Genomic DNA, 19,051 nt, shown 5'->3' with positions numbered 1-19,051 from the left:
CATGTCTGCCAGCGCAGTGAACGTGACTCCCGGGCGCAATGTCGTCGTTGTGGGAACTCAATGGGGTGATGAAGGCAAGGGCAAGATCGTCGACTGGCTGACGGACCACGCTCAGGGCGTCGTGCGTTTCCAGGGCGGTCACAACGCCGGCCACACCCTCATCATCGGCGGCAAGAAAACGATCTTGCGCCTCATTCCGTCGGGCATCATGCGTGAAGGCGTCGCCTGCTACATCGGCAACGGCGTCGTCCTGTCCCCCGAAGCACTGTTCAAGGAAATCGGCGAGCTCGAAGAAGCCGGCGTGAACGTGCGCGACCGTCTGTTCATTTCCGAAGCCGCGACGCTGATCCTGCCGTACCACATCGCGATCGACCAGGCGCGCGAAGCGCGCAAGGGCGCGGGCAAGATCGGCACGACGGGCCGCGGCATCGGCCCCGCGTACGAAGACAAGGTCGGCCGCCGCGCGCTGCGCGTGCAGGACCTGTTCGATGCGAAGACCTTCGCCGACCGCCTGCGCGAAAACCTCGATTTCCACAACTTCGTGCTGACCCAGTACCTGGGTGGCGCGGCCGTCGACTTCCAGGCCACGCTCGACACGATGCTCGGCTATGCCGACCGCCTGAAGCCGATGGTGGCCGACGTGTCGCGCCGCCTGTACGACGCGAACAACGCGGGCCAGAACCTGCTGTTCGAAGGCGCGCAAGGCACGCTGCTCGACATCGATCACGGCACCTATCCGTTCGTCACGTCGAGCAACTGCGTCGCGGGTGCGGCGTCGGCCGGCGCGGGCGTCGGTCCGCAGAAGCTCAACTACATCCTCGGCATCACGAAGGCGTATTGCACGCGCGTCGGTTCGGGCCCGTTCCCGAGCGAACTGTACGATGCGGACAACCCGCAGCGTCAGGACCAGGTCGGCGTCACGCTCGCGAACGTCGGCAAGGAATTCGGTTCCGTCACCGGCCGTCCGCGCCGCACGGGCTGGCTCGATGCGGCCGCGCTGCGCCGCTCGATCCAGATCAACGGCGTGTCGGGCCTGTGCATGACGAAGCTCGACGTGCTCGACGGCCTCGACGAAGTCAAGCTGTGCGTCGGCTACAAGATCGACGGCAAGGATGTGGACATCCTGCCGCGCGGTGCGGCCGATGTGGCCCGTTGCGAGCCCGTGTACGAAACGTTCTCCGGCTGGAAGGAAAGCACGGTCGGCATCAAGACGTGGGAAGCACTGCCGGCGAACGCGCAGGCCTACCTGAGCCGCGTCCAGGAAGTAGCTGGCGTGCCGGTCGACATGGTGTCGACGGGCCCGGACCGCGACGAAACGATCCTGCTCCGCCATCCGTTCAAGGTGTAACCCCAGATGACGCAGCAAATCACGATGACGGCGGCAGACTTGATGACCGATCCGCGCAACGATGACAAGAACCTGTGGGTAGGCTGGGACGAATATCATCGTCTGATCGAGCTGCTCGCGCTCGAGGTGCATGCATCGGGCTGGAAGTTCGACCAGATCCTGTGTCTCGCGCGCGGCGGCCTGCGCGTCGGCGATCAACTGTCGCGCATCTACGACGTGCCGCTCGCGATCCTCGCGACGAGTTCGTACCGGGAAGCGGCCGGCACCGAGCAGGGCGACCTCGACATCGCGCAGTACATCACGATGACGCGCGGCAACCTCGCGGGCAACGTGCTGCTGGTCGACGATCTCGTCGATTCGGGCGTCACGCTCGCGCGTGTGCAGGAGCACCTGAAGGAGCGTTATCCGGCCGTGACGGCCGTGCGTTCGGCCGTGCTCTGGTACAAGGGTTGCTCGAAGGTCAAGCCCGACTATCACACGCAATATCTGCCGACGAATCCGTGGATTCATCAGCCGTTCGAAGAGTGGGACACGGTTCGCCCGCACAACCTCGAGGCATGGATCAAGCGCGGTCGCGCGCAGCGCGACGGTTCGGGCGCGTAAGCGGCCGGCCGATCGAAGGAAAGCCTTGTACGGCGCCGCTTGCGGCGCCGTTTTTCGTTGCGGCACCGTTTGTGCGGCGCGGTGTGCGCTGCGTATCCGGTAGGCAGACGGCGCCGCCCCGGCTATGATGGCAGCCCTGCCACAGCTCGCGCCGGATTGCATGCGCAGCGTGGATCACGTGGTTTCACGGCAACAGAGCAGGGCGGCGTTTCACGGGGGCGCGAGTAGAATAGCGCTCGTTTTGTCCGACCCGGACCCGATTATTACGCTTCATATGAACGACACGATCCACGCGACCGACGCAGCACACGCGCCGCACTCGACGCAACAACACTCGATGCGGGCGCTAGCGATAGCAGCCATCGGCGTCGTGTTCGGCGACATCGGCACCAGCCCGCTGTATTCGCTCAAGGAGGCGTTCAGCCCCGCGCACGGCATTCCGCTGACCGAAAGCTCGATTCTCGGTGTGATCTCGCTGCTGTTCTGGGCGATCATCCTGGTGGTCGGCGTCAAGTACCTGCTGTTCGTGATGCGGGCAGACAACAACGGCGAAGGCGGCGTGCTCGCGCTGATGGCGCTGTCGCTGCGGCCGCTCGACTCGAAAACCCGCGTCGCGGGTGCGCTGATGGCGCTCGGGATATTCGGCGCATGCATGTTCTACGGGGACGCGGTGATCACGCCGGCGATCTCGGTGATGTCGGCCGTCGAAGGTCTCGAAATCGCGACGCCGCACCTGTCGCACCTCGTGCTGCCGATCACGATCGTGATCCTGATCGCGCTGTTCTGGATCCAGCGCCACGGCACCGCGTTGGTCGGCAAGCTGTTCGGCCCGATCATGGTGCTGTGGTTCGTCGTGATCGCGGCGCTCGGCGTGTACCACATCGTGCGCGTGCCGGGCATCATCGCGGCAATCAATCCGTACTACGCAGCGTCGTTCATGGCCGATCACCTGCTGCAGGCCTACGTCGTGCTCGGCTCGGTCGTGCTGGTGCTGACCGGTGCGGAAGCGCTCTACGCGGACATGGGTCACTTCGGCGCGAAGCCGATTCGCCTCGCTGCATACGGGCTCGTGATGCCGTCGCTCGTGCTGAACTACTTCGGCCAGGGCGCGCTGCTGATCCAGAACCCGAAGGCGATCGAGAACCCGTTCTTCCTGCTGGCGCCCGAATGGGGGCTGCTGCCGCTCGTCGTGCTGTCGACGGTTGCGACCGTGATCGCGTCGCAGGCCGTGATCTCGGGTGCGTATTCGCTGACGTCGCAGGCGATCCAGCTCGGCTACGTGCCGCGCATGAAGGTGCTGCATACGTCGGAACTCGCGATCGGCCAGATCTACGTGCCGGTCGTGAACTGGCTGTTGCTGTTCGTGATCCTCTGCATCGTGGTCGGCTTCAAGAGCTCCGACAACCTCGCGGCCGCGTACGGCATTGCGGTGACGGCGACGATGGTGATCACGACCGTGCTCGCATGCGTCGTGATGGTGAAGGTGTGGAACTGGAACCGGTTGCTGGTCGGCGCGATCATCGCGGTGTTCCTCGCGATCGACCTCGGCTTTTTCGGCGCGAACCTGCTGAAGGTCGCGCAGGGCGGCTGGCTGCCGCTCGGCATCGGCGCGTTGCTGTTCTTCCTGCTGATGACCTGGTACAAGGGGCGCCACATCGTCAAGGAGCGCACGGCGGCCGACGGCATTCCGCTCGAGCCGTTCCTGCAGGGGCTGCTCGCGCATCCGCCGCATCGCGTGTCGGGCACCGCGATCTACCTGACCGGCAACGACAAGCTCGTGCCAGTCAGCCTGCTGCACAACCTGAAGCACAACAAGGTGCTGCACGAGCGCACCATTTTCCTGACGTTCGTCACGCGCGATTTTCCTTACGTGCGCGACGACAAGCGCCTGAGCTCGCGCGATGCGGGCGGCGGGCTGTACATCGTCAAGGCCGAGTACGGTTTCAACGAGACGCCGGACGTGAAGGCCGTGCTCGAGGAATTCGGCCGCGCGCACGACATGACGTTCGAGCTGATGGATACGTCGTTCTTCCTCGCGCGCGAAACGGTCGTGCCGACGCATCTGCCCGGTATGTCGATCTGGCGCGAGCGCGTGTTCGCGTGGATGCATCAGAACGCCGCGAAGCCGACCGACTTCTTCTCGATTCCGGCGAATCGCGTCGTCGAGCTCGGCACGAAGATCGAGATCTGAGCGGGCGCGGCGCGCGGGCTTCCTGGCCGCGCGCCGCGTCTGTCGACCGCCGAGGCCTGCCGCGATCGTTCGCATCGCGCCGGCTGCAAACGCAAAGCAAACGCAGCCGCCTCGCGCTGCGTGTTCCGCACAAGCCAAACCATCCAATCAGATAGCCGACTGCGTGCGCGCAGGCGCCAGCGAGCGTCGAGTCGTGTGCGTTCGCGGCAGCAATAAAAAAGCCCGCCTTGCGGCGGGCTTTGCGTGCGTCGACGGCTTTCGCGTGCTCAGCGCTTCAGCTTCGCGAATGCCGCGGCCATCGCGCCGGCCGGTTCCGGCTCGCGCGAACGCGGCGGGCGTGCGGCACCGCGCCCCGCGTTGCCGCGATCCTGGCCGCCGCGCGACGACATGCCGGGTGCTGCCGCATCGTCGTCGAGGCGCATCGTCAGCGCAATGCGCTGGCGCTTCACGTCGACGTCGATCACCTTCACCTTGACGACCTGGCCGGCCTTCACGACTTCGTGCGGGTCCTTGATGAACTTCGTCGACATCGCGGACACGTGGACGAGGCCGTCCTGATGGACGCCGATATCCACGAACGCGCCGAACGCGGCGACGTTCGTCACGACCCCTTCGAGCGTCATGCCCGGCACGAGATCCGAAACCTTCTCGACGCCTTCGCGGAACGTCGCCGTCTTGAATTCCGGGCGCGGATCGCGGCCCGGCTTCTCCAGTTCGGACAGGATGTCGCGCACGGTCGGCAGGCCGAAACGTTCGTCGACAAATTCCGCGGGGGACAGGCCCGACAGCGCCTCGCGGTTGCCGAGCACGTCGTCGATGCGCTTGCTGATCTTCGCGAGCATCCGCTCGACGACAGGATAGGCTTCCGGGTGCACCGACGAGCGGTCGAGCGGATTTTCGCCGCCGTTGATGCGCAGGAAGCCGGCGGCCTGCTCGAACGTCTTGTCGCCGAGGCGCGGCACCTTGCGCAGGTGCTCGCGCGACGGGAACGGGCCGTTCGCATCGCGGTAGTCGACGATGTTGCGCGCGAGCGTCGCGTTCAGGCCCGACACGCGTGCGAGCAGCGGGGCGGATGCCGTGTTCGCGTCGACGCCGACCGCGTTCACGCAATCCTCGACGACCGCGTCGAGCGAGCGGGCGAGTTCGCGCTGGTTCACGTCGTGCTGGTACTGGCCGACGCCGATCGCCTTCGGCTCGATCTTCACGAGCTCGGCGAGCGGGTCCTGCAGGCGGCGCGCGATCGACACGGCGCCGCGCAGCGACACGTCGAGCTCCGGGAATTCCTTCGCCGCGAGCTCGGACGCCGAGTAGACCGACGCGCCGGCTTCCGACACGACGATCTTCTGCAGGCGCAGCTCGGGGTGTTTCGCGATCAGTTCGCTCGCGAGCTTGTCGGTTTCGCGCGACGCGGTGCCGTTGCCGATGCTGATCAGTTCGGCCTGCGTCTGCGCGGCGATGCGCGCGAGTTTCGCGATCGAGCCGTCCCAGTCGCGGCGCGGCTCGTGCGGGTAGATCGTGTCGGTCGCGAGTACCTTGCCGGTGCGGTCGACGACCGCGACCTTCACGCCGGTGCGCAGGCCGGGGTCGAGACCGATCACGGCCTTCGGGCCGGCCGGTGCCGCGAGCAGCAGGTCGTTCAGGTTGCGCGCGAACACGCGGATCGCTTCGGTTTCGGCGGTTTCGCGCAGTTGCGTGAGCAGTTCGTTCTCGATATGCGGCTGCACCTTCACGCGCCAGCACCAGCGGCATACGTCGGACAGCCATTTGTCGGCCGGGCGGTTCTGGTTCGCGATACCGAAATGGCGCGCGATCATCGCCTCGCCGGGATGCGGCACCTGCGCGTCGAGCTCTTCGCCGAGGCCGAGCTTGACCGTCAGCACGCCCGCGTTGCGGCCGCGGAACAGTGCGAGTGCGCGGTGCGACGGCACGGTCTTGATCGTTTCCGCGTAGTCGTAATAGTCGCGGAATTTCTCGCCTTCCTCGTTTTCCTTGCCCTCGACGACAGCCGACGACACGACGCCCTGGTTGTGCAGGTAGTCGCGCAGCTTGCCGAGCAGCTCAGCCGTCTCGCCGAACTGTTCGGACAGGATGTCGCGTGCGCCGTCGAGCGCGGCCTTCACGTCGGCGACGCCCTTGTCGGCGTCGACATACGCGGCCGCCTCGGCCTGCGGGTCGAGCAGCGGGTTCGCGAGCAGCGCCTGCGCGAGCGGCTCGAGGCCGGCTTCGCGGGCGATCTGCGCGCGCGTACGGCGCTTCGGCTTGTACGGCAGATAGAGGTCTTCGAGCACCTGCTTGCTGTCGGCCGCGTCGATCGCGGCACGCAGTTCGTCGGTCAGCTTGCCCTGTTCGTCGATGCTCGACAGGATCGCCGCGCGGCGATCCTCGAGTTCGCGCAGATACAGGAGGCGTTCCTCGAGCTGGCGCAGCTGCGTGTCGTCCAGGTTGCCGGTCACTTCCTTGCGGTACCGGGCAATGAACGGAACGGTCGAGCCTTCGTCGAGGAGTTGCACGGCCGCCGCGACCTGGCGCGGCTGGACGGACAGTTCGGTGGCGATGCGCTGTACGATCTTGAGTGCTACGGTTTCCGTCATGTCGTGGATGATCTGCCTGCTGAAATCGCGGCGCGGGCCGGCAGGCCCGGAGCGGCAGGCTGCACGGCGGCCCGACGGGCCAGATGCCGCGGGTGGGTGAAGCGGGGCATTTTGCCATAAATGGCGGAGCGCCCAGCCGGGGGTGATAGAATTTGACACATGTCCCGCAGCTTTCCTACGACGTTGCCAACTTCCCGCATTTCTCTCGCCGCGCTCGGCGCAGCGCTCGCCGCGGCTTTGTCTGCCGGGCCTTCCGGTGCGTTCGCGCAGGCTTCCGACGCAACCGCGCCGGAAGCCGTCGCAGCCGCACCCGCTACGGCCACAGCCGCACCGGATTTCGACGCCCGTCAAAAAGTGCTCAATCAGCGCTCCGCGGAAAACGATTATCGTTATGCGGTGGCCGAGCACGATTGCTACAGCAAGTTCTTCGTCAATCACTGTCTCGGCAAGGCTCGCGACCAGATGCGCGACGAGCGGGCGAGCATCCGCCAGGAGCAGCTTGCGCTGAACGACGAGCAGCGCGCGGTGCGCGCGCAGCAGCGCGACCAGCAACAGGCGCTGAAGCAGGCGCAGAATGCGGCGGAAGCGCCTCAGCGCGCGGCGAACGACGCGGCGAACGCGGCTGCGTTCCGCGACAAGCAGGAGCAGAATGCGCTGAAGCAGGCACAGCGCGGCGCGGAAGGGCCGCAGCGCGCGGCGAGCAAGCAGGCATACGACCAGAAGCAGGCCGACTTCCAGCGCAAGCTCGACCAGGCGCACCAGCAGGCGGCGCAGAAGGCGCAGGAGCGGGCGGACAACGCCGTGCGCTACGAGCAGAAGCAGAAGGAAGCCGCGCAGCACAAGGCCGATGTCGAGCGGCGTCAGCAGGAAGCGGCCGAGAAGGCCAAGCAGCAGCAACAGCAGGGGCAGTAACGTGTTGGATTGATCGGGATCAGTCTCGTGCGCGTTGGCACGCCAGCCGGCGCGCTGCTTCGATGAGGAGGCAAACATGCAAAACCGTCTCACGGAACAGCAGCAGGAATTGCACAACCGTTTGGCTGCATTGCAGGAGCAGCACCAGCAGCTCGCTCGGGAGATCGAGCTGAAGGAAGGACACTCCGACATCGACGACATCACGCTGCACCGGCTGAAGAAGGAAAAGCTGGCAGCCAAGGACAAAATCATTTTGCTGCAATCGCAGCTGGAACCGGATAAGCGCGCCTGAGCGCGGCCTGGCAAGCGCCGGCGCCGCTCGGGCGCTGGACACAGGAACGCTTGCCTTGAATTCACCGCTTGAAGCCACCCCCGATGCCCGGCGAGACGCGTCGTCCGCCGGGCGCGTTCGTGCGCCCGAAGGCACCTTCGAGCTGAGCCGCAAGCGCGTCGACGAACTCGACACGATCTTCGGCGAAGGCGGGTTGCTGGCGCGCGCGCTCGACGGCTATCGGCCGCGTACGTCGCAGATCGAGATGGCGCGTGCGGTTGCGTCCGCGATGGAAGCGTCCGCGCGCCGGATGCCCGAACCCGAGATCTTCGAAACCCGCAAGCGGCCGGCGCGCCGCCTCGGCGACGGCGACAAGACGGCCGGGCCGGCGGCGGACGATGCCGCGGCCGCCGAGTCCGACAGCGACGCAGGCGACAACACGCTGATCGTCGAGGCCGGCACGGGTACCGGCAAGACCTATGCGTATCTCGTGCCCGCGATGCTGTGGGGCGGCAAGGTGATCGTGTCGACCGGCACGAAGCACCTGCAGGACCAGTTGTTCCAGCGCGACATCCCGACCGTGCGCAACGCGCTCGCGGTGCCGGTGACGGTCGCGATGCTCAAGGGTCGCGCAAACTACCTGTGCCACTACTACCTGCAACGCACGGCCGACAACGGCCGCCTGCCGTCGCGGCAGGACACGGCCTACCTGCAGGAAATCGTCCGCTTCGCGAAGCTCACGAAGAGCGGCGACAAGGCCGAACTCGCGAGCGTGCCGGAAACGGCACCCGTGTGGTCGATGGTCACGTCGACGCGCGACAACTGCCTCGGCCAGGAGTGCCCGCACTACAAGGAATGCTTCGTGATGCAGGCGCGGCGCGAGGCACAGCAGGCCGACGTCGTCGTCGTCAACCACCACCTGTTCTTCGCGGACATCATGCTGCGCGACACGGGGATGGCTGAACTGCTGCCGAACGCGAACACGATCATCTTCGACGAAGCGCACCAGTTGCCGGAGACGGCGACGCTGTTCTTCGGCGAGACGCTGTCGACGACGCAGATCCTCGAGCTCGCGCGCGACACGGTGGCCGAAGGCCTGAGCCATGCGCGCGACGCGGTCGAGTGGGTGAAGCTCGGCGGCGATCTCGAACGGGCGGCACGCGACTTGCGCCTCGCGTTCGCGAACGACCAGATCGTCCGCATGTCGCTCGCCCAGCTCGGCGACGATCATCCGATGTTCGGCGCGCTCGACGCGCTCGAGGCGGCGCTCGATGCGCTCGCGTCGGCGCTCGCGAGCCAGGCCGAACGGGCGGAGTCGCTCGGTGCATGCCTGCGGCGCGCACGCGAATTGCAGGACCTGCTGGCCGGCTGGGTCGCGCCCGGCGCGGCGGAGGCGGCCGCGAAGGCCGATGCGGCAGCGGCCGGCGACAAGGCGGCGTCCGACGGCGATCCGAACGAGAAGGTGCGCTGGGTCGAGGTGTTCGCGCATACCGTCCAGTTGCACGAAACGCCGCTGTCGGTTGCGCCGATCTTTGCGAAGCAGCGCGCGGGCGTGCCGCGTGCATGGGTGTTCACGTCGGCCACGTTGTCGGTGCGCGGCGATTTCACGCACTACGCGGCGCAGATGGGCCTCAGCTCGCGTCGTTCGATGACGCTCGCGAGCCCGTTCGACTACCAGTCGCAGGGGCTGCTGTACGTGCCTCGCAACCTGCCGCAGCCGTCTTCGCCCGCATTTACCGATGCCGTCTTCGATGCCGCGCTGCCGGCGATCGAGGCGTCCGGCGGCGGCGTGTTCATGCTGTGCACGACGTTGCGCGCGGTCGACCGGATCGCGTCGAAGCTGCGCGACGTGATCGAATCGCGCGGCTGGAATACGCCGCTGCTCGTGCAGGGCGATGCGAGCCGCACCGAGCTGCTCGATCGCTTCCGCGCGTATGGCAACGCGATCCTGGTCGGCAGCCAGAGTTTCTGGGAAGGCGTCGACGTGCGCGGCGACGCGCTGTCGCTCGTCGTGATCGACAAGCTGCCGTTCGCACCGCCCGACGATCCGGTGCTGGCCGCGCGGCTCGACGCGCTGACGAAGAAGGGCTTGAGCCCGTTCGCCGTGCACCAGTTGCCGCAGGCCGTGATTACGCTGAAGCAGGGCGCGGGCCGGCTGATTCGTGCGGAGACGGATCGCGGCGTGCTGATGATCTGCGACACGCGGCTCGTCGACAAGCCTTACGGGCGTCGGATCTGGCAGAGCTTGCCGCCGTTCAAGCGGACCCGCGAGATCGCGGTCGTCCAGGACTTCTTCGACGAGCACCGCTCGGAAAAACGCATGTGACGGCGCGCGCGGCGACCGCCGCGCGACCGCGCCTGTGCCGCCGCAATGCGGCGCCAACAAAAAACCCGGCTCGATGGCCGGGTTTTTTGTTCGTGCAACTGGCGTTGCGTCGCGCAGCGCTTTAGAACTGCCACCACGACTTCTTCGCACCGGGGCGCGAATGGCCGGTCACATACGGGCTGTCGGGGAACGTGCCCGCGAGCACGCGCTTCGTGTCCTCGGCGAGTTGCGGCTGGTTCAGCTTGCCGTACGACAGGATCATGATGTGCAGCGCGTCCTCGATCGCCGGCGCGCCCTTGTAGTCCTTGATCGCGAGCTGCGCGCGGTTGATGGCCGCGACATACGCGCCACGACGGTAGTAGTAGTCGGCCGCGTGCACTTCGTGCGACGCGAGCGCGTTGACGATGTAGCGCATCCGTGCAGCCGCGTCGGGCGCGTACTTGCTCTTCGGGAAGCGGTCGACGACGACCTTGAACGCATCGTACGATTCGCGCAGCGCCTGCGGATCGCGCTCGCTCATGTCCTGGCCGGAGAAGCGGCCGAACAGGCCCAGATCGTCGTTGAAGTGGATCATCCCCTTCAGGTAGTACGCGTACGGGATATCCGGATGATCGGGGTGGAGCTGGATGAAGCGGTCGACGGCCTGGTCGGCGGCTGCCGCTTCGTTATCCTTCCAGTTGCAGTATGCAACGTTGATCTGCGCCTGTTGCGCGAAATGGCCGAACGGATCGCGACCTTGCAGCGATTCGAAATATTTCGCGCACTTGCCCCAGTCGCCGCCGGACAGTGCGTCCTGGGCCTCTGAGTATAATTTGTTGTTCGACCAGGTAGCCGTCTCGTCCTGCTTCTGCGGCAAGCCGTGGCAGCCGGCGATGAGGGCCGCGGCCGCTACCGCCGCAGCCCGGGCGGCGACGGTTCTGGCCGTACGTTTGGTCGAATTCATCATGCTCGCATGTCCTAGCTTCAAGTCTCGGTGACCCAGTCTAAATGACCCGTTCAAGTTCGCAGAATGCCCAGCCGGGCACACCAAATCGCGAAGATTATAGCCCAAGCGGTCGGCCCGCCGACGCTGCCTCGGGGGATTCCCTCGATGACGATCTGACCGGCGACGTATTGCAACCGTCCGTAGCGCCGTCCGCGGCGGGCGATGACGCGCCGCGCGTCGTCGAAGTGCCGCTGTCGCTCGCGGGCGAACGCCTCGACAAGGCGCTCGCCCAGCTGTTCCCCGAATTCTCCCGCAGCCGCCTGCAGAGCTGGATCGAGGCGCAGCGCGTGCTGCTCGACGGCGCGCCGGCGAAGATCCGCCAGCCGGTGCCGCTCGGCGCGAAGATCGAGCTCGTGCCCGACCTGCTGCCCGAGCAGCTCGCGTTCACGCCGGAACCCGTGCCGCTCGACGTCATCTACGAAGACGACGCGCTTGTCGTCATCAACAAGCCGGCCGGCCTCGTCGTGCACCCGGCGGCCGGCAACTGGAGCGGCACGATCCTGAACGGCCTGCTGCATCGCTACGGCGACGCGGCGGCCGGCCTGCCGCGCGCGGGGATCGTCCACCGGCTCGACAAGGAGACCTCCGGCCTGATGGTGGTGGCACGCACGCTGGCCGCGCAGACGGACCTCGTGCGCCAGCTGCAGGCCCGCACGGTGAAGCGCCGCTATTTCGCGCTCGTGTGGGGCACGATGCCCGAGGAAGGCACGATCGACGCGCCGATCGGCCGCGATCCGCGCGAGCGTACGCGCATGGCCGTCGTCACGGGCGCGTCGGGCAAGCCCGCGCGCACGCATTTCCGCACGGTTGACACATGCGTGTGGCAACGTCAGCCGGTTTCGGCGATCCAGTGCGACCTCGAAACCGGCCGCACGCACCAGATCCGCGTGCACTGCGCGCATGCCGGGCACCCGCTGCTCGGCGACCCCGTCTACGGACGCGCGCGCGGCAAGCGCTCGGTCGCGCCGCTTCCGGACGGGTTCGCGCGACAGGCGCTGCATGCATGGCGGCTCGGCCTCGTGCATCCGGTCACCGGCAAGGCGATGCAGTGGCGCTGCCCGTTGCCGGACGACATGAACGCACTCGTCGCGGCGCTCGGCTTCGGGCAGGGCGACGAGGAATTCGATGACGACGACGGTGTCTACGACGATGACGATTTCGGCGGCGAGTATCACGACGATGAGCCGTACCTGGACGATGAGGAGGAGTGAGTGCCGATGACGAACCTGGCGCCGTTGACGTGGCAGGACTGCGTGCAGCCCGACTGGCACGTGTCGCCGCGCGTGCGCGCGCTGATCACGACGCGCGACGGCGGCGTGAGCGAAGGCCCGTACGGGCGCTGGCAGGACGGTGCCGCGTTGGCTGGCGGGATGAATCTCGGCCTGCATACCGGTGACGATCCCGTCCATGTCGCCGCGAATCGCGCGCGCTTGCTCGCGCTGGCAGGCCAGTCGAGCGCGGCATGGCTCGAGCAGGTTCACGGCGCGCAGATCGTGCGCGCGGACGAGGTGATCGCGGCGGCGCCCGCGGCTGCGGCACCGGTGCGGGCCGACGCGAGCGTCACGGACCGGACGGGCGCCGTCTGCGTCGTGATGGTGGCCGACTGCCTGCCCGTGCTGCTGTGCGACGCGCGGGGCCGCGCGGTCGGCGCCGCGCATGCGGGCTGGCGCGGGCTCGCGGCCGGCATCGTCGAGCAGACCGCGGCGCGCGTCGCGGCACTCGCGGGCGGCGCGACGGACACGCTTCATGCGTACCTCGGGCCGGCGATAGGCCCGCAGGCGTTCGAGGTCGGCGCCGACGTGCGCGACGCGTTTCTCGACACGGCCCCGCAGTCGGAGCATGATGAAACCCGTCGTGCGTTCGTCGCGATCGACGGCACGCCCGGCAAGTTTCTCGCCGATCTCCATGCGCTCGCGCGCCTGCGCCTCGCGCGTGCCGGCGTGGCGCACGTGAGCGGCGGGACCGCCTGTACGGTCACCGAACGCGCGCGCTTCTATTCGTACCGGCGCGACCGCGTGACGGGCCGCATGGCGGCGGCGATCTGGCTGGCCGATTGACGCATGCGCATGCGCGCATGGTTTTGTTGCGTCGCGAAATCGGTTATCTCGATATTTAGACGGCAATGCGGCGTTGCATGCGCAGCCGAATGAAAAATCCCGAAGTCAAGTCGACCAAAATGTTTTATGTTTCGCCGAAACCCTTGTCCCGTCTGTTGCGCACGGATTATCTCTGTGCGGAAATGTTCAGCGGTTTGACATGGCGCTTCACATGGGGAAAACGATAATGATAAAAATACCGCACTGCGGCAGAATCTGGAGACGCCTCTCCAGAGCATGACGGCCCGGCTCGCAACCGGCACGCCGCGCGCGAGCAGGATTTCACGATAGACGCTCACGAATCACCGGTAAGGCAGGTAATGACAGCATCGAAAAATTCGTCGACGTCCGCTCAGGCGGGCACTTCCACGGGCAGCACCGGCTTCGATCCGGCCGCCCAGCCGATGCAGCAGATGTTCGAATCGTGGTTGAGCGCGTGGCGCGGTTTTGCAGATCCGGCGCGCGCCGCGACTGCGTCGGCCACTGCCAATCCGTTCGCGACATTCCAGTTCCCGACTTCGTTTCCGTTCCAGGTGCCGTCGATGCCCGATCTGGGCAGCATGGCGTCGCCGTTCGCGGGGCTGAAGCTGCCGGTTGCGGCGATTCCGCCCGAACGGCTGCAGACACTGCAGGCCGACTACGCGCGCGATTGCATGACGCTGATGCAGCAGGCGGCCGCCGCGAAGCTCGAATCGCCCGAACTGAAGGACCGCCGCTTCAGCGGCGATGCATGGAAGGCGTCGCCGGCGCATGCGTTCGCGGCTGCCTGGTATCTGCTCAACGCGCGCTATCTGCAGGAACTGGCCGACGCGCTTCAGACCGATCCGAAGACGCGCGAGCGCATTCGGTTCACGGTCCAGCAATGGACGGCCGCCGCCGCGCCGAGCAACTTCCTCGCACTCAATCCCGACGCGCAGAAATCGATTCTCGAGACGCAGGGCGAAAGCCTGCGGCAGGGGATGATGAACCTGCTCGGCGACCTGCAGCGCGGCAAGATTTCGCAGACCGACGAATCGCAGTTCGTGGTCGGCAAGAACCTCGGGTGTACTGAAGGCGCGGTCGTCTACGAGAACGACCTGATCCAGTTGATCCAGTACACGCCGAAGACGGACAAGGTGTTCGAGCGGCCGCTGCTGATCGTTCCGCCGTGCATCAACAAGTTCTACATCCTCGACCTGCAGCCCGAGAATTCGCTCGTCGCGCACGCGCTGTCGAGCGGCCATCAGGTGTTCCTCGTGTCGTGGCGCAATGCGGATGCATCGGTCGCGCACAAGACGTGGGACGACTACATGAACGAAGGGCTGCTCGCGGCGATCGATGCCGTGCAGCAGGTCAGCGGCCGCGAACAGATCAACACGCTCGGCTTCTGCGTCGGCGGCACGATGCTCGCGACCGCGCTGGCGGTGCTCGCCGCGCGCGGCGAACACCCGGCCGCGTCGATGACGCTGCTCACCGCGATGCTCGACTTCACCGACACGGGCATTCTCGACGTGTTCGTCGACGAGGCGCACGTGCAGATGCGCGAGCAGACCATCGGCGGCAAGAACGGCACGCAACCGGGGCTGATGCACGGCGTCGAGTTCGCGAACACGTTCTCGTTCCTGAGGCCGAACGACCTCGTGTGGAACTACGTCGTCGACAACTACCTGAAGGGCCGCACGCCCGCGCCGTTCGATCTGCTGTACTGGAACAGCGACTCGACGAGCCTGCCGGGCCCGATGTATGCGTGGTACCTGCGCAATACCTATCTCGAGAACAAGCTGCGCGAGCCGGGCGCGCTGACCGTGTGCGGCGAATCCGTCGACCTGTCGCTGATCGACGTGCCGACCTTCATCTATGGCTCGCGCGAGGATCACATCGTGCCGTGGCAGACGGCCTACGCGTCGACGTCGATCCTGTCGGGCCCGCTGAAGTTCGTGCTCGGCGCGTCGGGTCACATCGCGGGCGTGATCAATCCGCCGGCGAAGAAGAAGCGCAGCTACTGGGTCAACGACAGCGACCTGCCCGAAGCCGCGGACGACTGGTTTGCCGGTGCGGCCGAGCAGCCGGGAAGCTGGTGGACAACCTGGGTCGAGTGGCTCGACCAGTACGGCGGCCGCAAGGTGGCGCCGCCCGCCAAGCCGGGTTCCGCGCAGTTCCCGGTGATCGAGCCGGCGCCGGGGCGCTACGTATTGCAGCGCGATTGACGAAAACCGGACAGCGGCGCACGCTGTCCGATGCACCGCAGTTTTTTAACAGGGCCGGTAACGATGCGCCGTGTCGTGCGGGCCTGGAGGACAGGGAAATGACGGACGTAGTGATCGTATCGGCCGCGCGGACCGCGGTCGGCAAATTCGGCGGCTCGCTTGCGAAGATTGCGGCGCCTGAGCTGGGCGCGACGGTGATCCGCGCGGTGCTGGAGCGTGCGGGCGTGAAGCCCGAGCAGATCAGCGAAGTGATCATGGGCCAGGTGCTGACGGCCGGCTCGGGGCAGAACCCGGCGCGGCAGTCGCTGATCAAGGCCGGGCTGCCGGCGGCAGTGCCCGGGATGACGATCAACAAGGTGTGCGGCTCGGGCCTGAAGGCCGTGATGCTGGCGGCGAACGCGATCGTCGCGGGCGACGCGGAGATCGTGATCGCGGGCGGCCAGGAGAACATGAGCGCGTCGCCGCACGTGCTGCCGGGCTCGCGCGACGGGTTCCGGATGGGCGACGCGAAGCTGGTCGACACGATGATCGTCGACGGGCTGTGGGACGTGTACAACCAGTACCACATGGGCATCACGGCGGAGAACGTCGCGAAGGAATACGGCATTACGCGCGAAGAGCAGGACGCGTTCGCGGCGCTGTCGCAGAACAAGGCGGAAGCCGCGCAGAAGGCCGGGCGCTTCGACGACGAGATCGTGCCGGTGTCGATTCCGCAACGCAAGGGCGAGCCGCTGCAGTTCGCGACCGACGAGTTCGTGCGTCACGGCGTGACGGCGGAATCGCTGGCGGGGCTGAAGCCGGCGTTCTCGAAGGACGGTTCGGTGACGGCGGCGAACGCGTCGGGCCTGAACGACGGCGCGGCGGCGGTGCTGGTGATGTCGGCGCAGAAGGCGGCGGCGCTGGGCCTGACGCCGCTGGCGCGGATCAAGGCGTATGCGAACGCGGGCGTGGATCCGAGCGTGATGGGGATGGGCCCGGTGCCGGCGTCGCGCCGGTGCCTGGAGCGCGCGGGCTGGACGCCGGGCGACCTGGACCTGATGGAGATCAACGAGGCGTTCGCGGCGCAGGCGCTGGCGGTGCACAAGCAGATGGGCTGGGACACGTCGAAGGTGAACGTGAACGGCGGGGCGATCGCGATCGGCCACCCGATCGGCGCGTCGGGCTGCCGGATCCTGGTGACGCTGCTGCACGAGATGGCCAAGCGCGATGCGAAGCGCGGGCTGGCGTCGCTGTGCATCGGCGGCGGGATGGGTGTCGCGCTCGCGGTCGAGCGTCCGTAACCGGCGAACCGAATCCGGGCGCCGGCCGATTGCGGCTTCGGCCGGCGCCACGTGAAGTCAGAGGGGGCCTCGGCAGCTCTCGAAACCAAAAAATGGAGTGAGATTTATGTCTCAGCGAATTGCGTACGTAACGGGCGGGATGGGCGGCATCGGCACCAGCATTTGCCAGCGTCTGTTTAAGGACGGCTTCAAGGTCGTCGCGGGCTGCGGCCCGAACTCGCCGCGCCGTGTGAAATGGCTCGAGGACCAGAAGGCGCTCGGGTACGATTTCATCGCGTCGGAAGGCAACGTCGGCGACTGGGACTCGACCAAGGAAGCGTTCGACAAGGTCAAGGCCGAAGTCGGCGAGATCGACGTGCTGGTCAACAACGCGGGCATCACGCGCGACGTCGTGTTCCGCAAGATGACGCACGAAGACTGGACCGCCGTGATCGACACCAACCTGACGAGCCTGTTCAACGTGACGAAGCAGGTGATCGACGGGATGGTCGAGCGTGGCTGGGGCCGGATCATCAACATTTCGTCGGTGAACGGCCAGAAGGGGCAATTCGGCCAGACCAACTATTCGACCGCGAAGGCCGGCATTCACGGCTTCACGATGTCGCTCGCGCAGGAAGTCGCGACGAAGGGCGTGACGGTCAACACCGTGTCGCCGGGCTACATCGGCACCGACATGGTGAAGGCGATCCGCCCCGACGTGCTGGAGAAGATCGTCGCGACGATCCCGGTGCGGCGTCTCGGCGGGCCGGAGGAAATCGGCTCGATCGTCGCGTGGCTCGCGTCGAACGATTCCGGCTTCGCGACGGGCGCCGACTTCTCGCTGAACGGCGGCCTGCACATGGGCTGAACGCCCGGGCTGCGCGGGCCGGGTGGCCGTGCAGCCGGGTGTGTTCCGAAGGCCCCCGCCTCCCGGGTTCGGGCGGCGGGGATTCGTCACTTGCGCTACGCTGCACAGAAAGGCGTTACATGACTACTACAAAGAAGACGGCCGAACGGCTCATCAAGAAGTACCCGAACCGCCGGCTCTACGATACCGAGACAAGCACGTACATTACGCTCACCGACGTGAAGCAGCTCGTACTGGAGCAGGAGGACTTCAAGGTCGTCGATGCGAAATCCAACGAAGACCTGACGCGCAGCATCCTCCTGCAGATCATCCTCGAAGAGGAAAGCGGCGGCGTGCCGATGTTCTCGTCGTCGATGCTGTCGCAGATCATCCGTTTCTACGGTCACGCGATGCAGGGCATGATGGGCACGTACCTGGAAAAGAACATCCAGGCGTTCATCGACATCCAGAACAAGCTCGCGGATCAGTCGAAGAACATGTACGACACCAATGCGATGAATCCGGAAGTCTGGTCGCAGTTCATGAACATGCAGGCGCCGATGATGCAAGGGATGATGACGAGCTACATCGAGCAGTCGAAGAACATGTTCGTGCAGATGCAGGAACAGATGCAGAACCAGGCGAAGTCGATGTTCAGCACGTTCCCGTTCAAGCAGCCGGGTTCCACGGAGCCGGAGAAGAAGTAGCGATTTTGCGGCAGGCCGGCCGCGGCGGCGCGAGCCGTCGAAGGGCCGATGCCGTGAAGCGTGGTGCGCTGCGGCCGATCGTGTGCTCGGGCACGACGATGTGCGGCTGCCGCCTGCCGGAAGGCGCCGCCGACGGTCGTTCATGATCGTCGGCACCGCATGCCCGTGCCCGCGATGCCGGGTCTGGCGTTGGGTGAGGCCGTTTCCGAAATGCTGGCTTAGTGCAGGCGGAAGGCTCCGTCAGGACGGCCGGACAGACACCCGGCTCGGTGTGTTCGCCCGCCTTCGCTCACAGTTCCGAACTGAAATCCTGGTGATCGTCCGGCGGAGGAAGGTCGAGAACGAGCTTGACCGCGCTGTAGTTGGCCTTCAGCGAAAACACGCGGCCGATCACGAGAAACGTCTGCCGCGAATTCTCGATCTCGACGAAGTCGCCGGGTTGCGGCACGTGGGCACCCTGGTCGTAGGAAAAGCTCGTGCTGGTTTGCTCACCGATGGCTTCTGCCGCGTGCTGGGTGAATTCGATCGTGATGTGGGTGGTCATGCGAGCCCCGTTGGGTGGATGGAAGAGAGCGAAGGCTTCGATTTTCGCATAGCGGCGGTGCGCTTCCGCGGCGATTGTCGCGCGACCGCGGTTGCCGATCGTGCTTGCCCGCTGGTCCACGCATATGCGATAGCAACGACCCGGCCGAAGCCGGGTCGGGAGGGCGGGACGAAGCGGAGCGACGG

At 66.4% G+C, this 19,051-nt stretch carries 15 protein-coding genes; 12 read left to right on the top strand and 3 right to left on the bottom strand.

Going from position 1 to position 19,051, the window contains the following annotated elements; translation table 11 throughout:
- Position 1: 1 nt before the first annotated feature.
- The 3 genes from MRS60_RS09690 to MRS60_RS09680 all read left to right on the top strand — a co-directional run bounded on the left by MRS60_RS09690 (position 2) and on the right by MRS60_RS09680 (position 4,142).
- Positions 2 to 1,348, top strand: a complete 1,347-nt coding sequence (locus tag MRS60_RS09690; RefSeq protein WP_034181291.1) for an adenylosuccinate synthase — start codon at positions 2 to 4, stop codon at positions 1,346 to 1,348.
- Positions 1,349 to 1,354: 6 nt separating this feature from the next.
- Entirely contained in the window at positions 1,355 to 1,951 is a 597-nt protein-coding gene (locus MRS60_RS09685) for a phosphoribosyltransferase (protein WP_034181292.1), read from the top strand.
- A 274-nt stretch (positions 1,952 to 2,225) separates the two neighbouring features.
- On the top strand, positions 2,226 to 4,142 hold the full coding sequence (locus tag MRS60_RS09680; RefSeq protein ID WP_034181293.1) for a potassium transporter Kup: 1,917 nt from the start codon (positions 2,226 to 2,228) through the stop codon (positions 4,140 to 4,142).
- Between the two features lie 266 nt (positions 4,143 to 4,408).
- Here the strand turns inward: MRS60_RS09680 and MRS60_RS09675 are convergent, their stop codons facing one another.
- The gene (locus MRS60_RS09675; protein WP_217589500.1) at positions 4,409 to 6,733 is read right to left on the bottom strand and encodes a Tex family protein; all 2,325 of its coding nucleotides are present in this window, start codon (positions 6,731 to 6,733) and stop codon (positions 4,409 to 4,411) included.
- Between the two features lie 159 nt (positions 6,734 to 6,892).
- Here MRS60_RS09675 and MRS60_RS09670 point away from each other — a divergent pair, with 159 nt between their 5' ends.
- From MRS60_RS09670 to MRS60_RS09660, 3 genes are all read left to right on the top strand, one after another.
- A complete protein-coding gene (locus MRS60_RS09670) occupies positions 6,893 to 7,645 on the top strand; it encodes a hypothetical protein (protein ID WP_034181295.1) in 753 nt (250 codons plus the stop codon).
- A 76-nt stretch (positions 7,646 to 7,721) separates the two neighbouring features.
- Entirely contained in the window at positions 7,722 to 7,937 is a 216-nt protein-coding gene (locus tag MRS60_RS09665; protein ID WP_034181296.1) for a YdcH family protein, read from the top strand.
- Between the two features lie 55 nt (positions 7,938 to 7,992).
- On the top strand, positions 7,993 to 10,242 hold the full coding sequence (locus tag MRS60_RS09660) for an ATP-dependent DNA helicase (RefSeq protein WP_243564617.1): 2,250 nt from the start codon (positions 7,993 to 7,995) through the stop codon (positions 10,240 to 10,242).
- Positions 10,243 to 10,363: 121 nt separating this feature from the next.
- On the opposite strand, the gene MRS60_RS09655 is transcribed toward MRS60_RS09660, so the two are convergent.
- Positions 10,364 to 11,188, bottom strand: a complete 825-nt coding sequence (locus MRS60_RS09655) for an outer membrane protein assembly factor BamD (RefSeq protein ID WP_021163132.1) — start codon at positions 11,186 to 11,188, stop codon at positions 10,364 to 10,366.
- A gap of 41 nt (positions 11,189 to 11,229) precedes the next feature.
- On the opposite strand from MRS60_RS09655, the gene MRS60_RS09650 reads away from it, so the two are divergent.
- The 6 genes from MRS60_RS09650 (at position 11,230) to phaR (ending at position 18,322) form a co-directional block, all read left to right on the top strand.
- On the top strand, positions 11,230 to 12,438 hold the full coding sequence (locus MRS60_RS09650; RefSeq protein ID WP_175750322.1) for an RluA family pseudouridine synthase: 1,209 nt from the start codon (positions 11,230 to 11,232) through the stop codon (positions 12,436 to 12,438).
- Positions 12,439 to 12,444: 6 nt separating this feature from the next.
- Entirely contained in the window at positions 12,445 to 13,284 is an 840-nt protein-coding gene (gene pgeF / locus MRS60_RS09645) for a peptidoglycan editing factor PgeF (RefSeq protein ID WP_243564616.1), read from the top strand.
- 359 nt (positions 13,285 to 13,643) lie between these two features.
- The gene (gene phaC, locus MRS60_RS09640) at positions 13,644 to 15,509 is read left to right on the top strand and encodes a class I poly(R)-hydroxyalkanoic acid synthase (RefSeq protein ID WP_175750324.1); all 1,866 of its coding nucleotides are present in this window, start codon (positions 13,644 to 13,646) and stop codon (positions 15,507 to 15,509) included.
- 98 nt (positions 15,510 to 15,607) lie between these two features.
- Complete coding sequence (locus MRS60_RS09635) at positions 15,608 to 16,789, top strand: acetyl-CoA C-acetyltransferase (protein ID WP_243564615.1); 1,182 nt, start codon at positions 15,608 to 15,610, stop codon at positions 16,787 to 16,789.
- Positions 16,790 to 16,895: 106 nt separating this feature from the next.
- A complete protein-coding gene (locus MRS60_RS09630) occupies positions 16,896 to 17,636 on the top strand; it encodes a 3-ketoacyl-ACP reductase (RefSeq protein ID WP_034181301.1) in 741 nt (246 codons plus the stop codon).
- 119 nt (positions 17,637 to 17,755) lie between these two features.
- Complete coding sequence (phaR, locus tag MRS60_RS09625) at positions 17,756 to 18,322, top strand: polyhydroxyalkanoate synthesis repressor PhaR (protein WP_034181302.1); 567 nt, start codon at positions 17,756 to 17,758, stop codon at positions 18,320 to 18,322.
- A gap of 289 nt (positions 18,323 to 18,611) precedes the next feature.
- On the opposite strand, the gene MRS60_RS09620 is transcribed toward phaR, so the two are convergent.
- Positions 18,612 to 18,866, bottom strand: a complete 255-nt coding sequence (locus MRS60_RS09620) for a hypothetical protein (protein ID WP_175749495.1) — start codon at positions 18,864 to 18,866, stop codon at positions 18,612 to 18,614.
- Positions 18,867 to 19,051 lie beyond the last annotated feature (185 nt).

Source organism: Burkholderia pyrrocinia (assembly GCF_022809715.1).
GTDB lineage: Bacteria > Pseudomonadota > Gammaproteobacteria > Burkholderiales > Burkholderiaceae > Burkholderia > Burkholderia pyrrocinia_C.
The sequence above is the reverse complement of the archived record's forward strand: the minus strand, read 5'-3'. Positions and strand labels throughout refer to the sequence as shown.

Excerpts from the sequence above, each read along its gene's own strand:
- MRS60_RS09690 (WP_034181291.1), top strand. The coding sequence starts at position 2 with ATGTCTGCCAGCGCAGTGAACGTGACTCCCGGGCGCAATGTCGTCGTT.
- MRS60_RS09630 (WP_034181301.1), top strand. The coding sequence starts at position 16,896 with ATGTCTCAGCGAATTGCGTACGTAACGGGCGGGATGGGCGGCATCGGC.
- MRS60_RS09675 (WP_217589500.1), bottom strand. The coding sequence starts at position 6,733 with ATGACGGAAACCGTAGCACTCAAGATCGTACAGCGCATCGCCACCGAA.
- phaC (WP_175750324.1), top strand. The coding sequence starts at position 13,644 with ATGACAGCATCGAAAAATTCGTCGACGTCCGCTCAGGCGGGCACTTCC.
- MRS60_RS09620 (WP_175749495.1), bottom strand. The coding sequence starts at position 18,866 with ATGACCACCCACATCACGATCGAATTCACCCAGCACGCGGCAGAAGCC.
- MRS60_RS09665 (WP_034181296.1), top strand. The coding sequence starts at position 7,722 with ATGCAAAACCGTCTCACGGAACAGCAGCAGGAATTGCACAACCGTTTG.
- MRS60_RS09680 (WP_034181293.1), top strand. The coding sequence starts at position 2,226 with ATGAACGACACGATCCACGCGACCGACGCAGCACACGCGCCGCACTCG.
- MRS60_RS09670 (WP_034181295.1), top strand. The coding sequence starts at position 6,893 with ATGTCCCGCAGCTTTCCTACGACGTTGCCAACTTCCCGCATTTCTCTC.
- pgeF (WP_243564616.1), top strand. The coding sequence starts at position 12,445 with ATGACGAACCTGGCGCCGTTGACGTGGCAGGACTGCGTGCAGCCCGAC.
- MRS60_RS09685 (WP_034181292.1), top strand. The coding sequence starts at position 1,355 with ATGACGCAGCAAATCACGATGACGGCGGCAGACTTGATGACCGATCCG.
- phaR (WP_034181302.1), top strand. The coding sequence starts at position 17,756 with ATGACTACTACAAAGAAGACGGCCGAACGGCTCATCAAGAAGTACCCG.
- MRS60_RS09650 (WP_175750322.1), top strand. The coding sequence starts at position 11,230 with ATGACCCGTTCAAGTTCGCAGAATGCCCAGCCGGGCACACCAAATCGC.
- MRS60_RS09655 (WP_021163132.1), bottom strand. The coding sequence starts at position 11,188 with ATGATGAATTCGACCAAACGTACGGCCAGAACCGTCGCCGCCCGGGCT.
- MRS60_RS09635 (WP_243564615.1), top strand. The coding sequence starts at position 15,608 with ATGACGGACGTAGTGATCGTATCGGCCGCGCGGACCGCGGTCGGCAAA.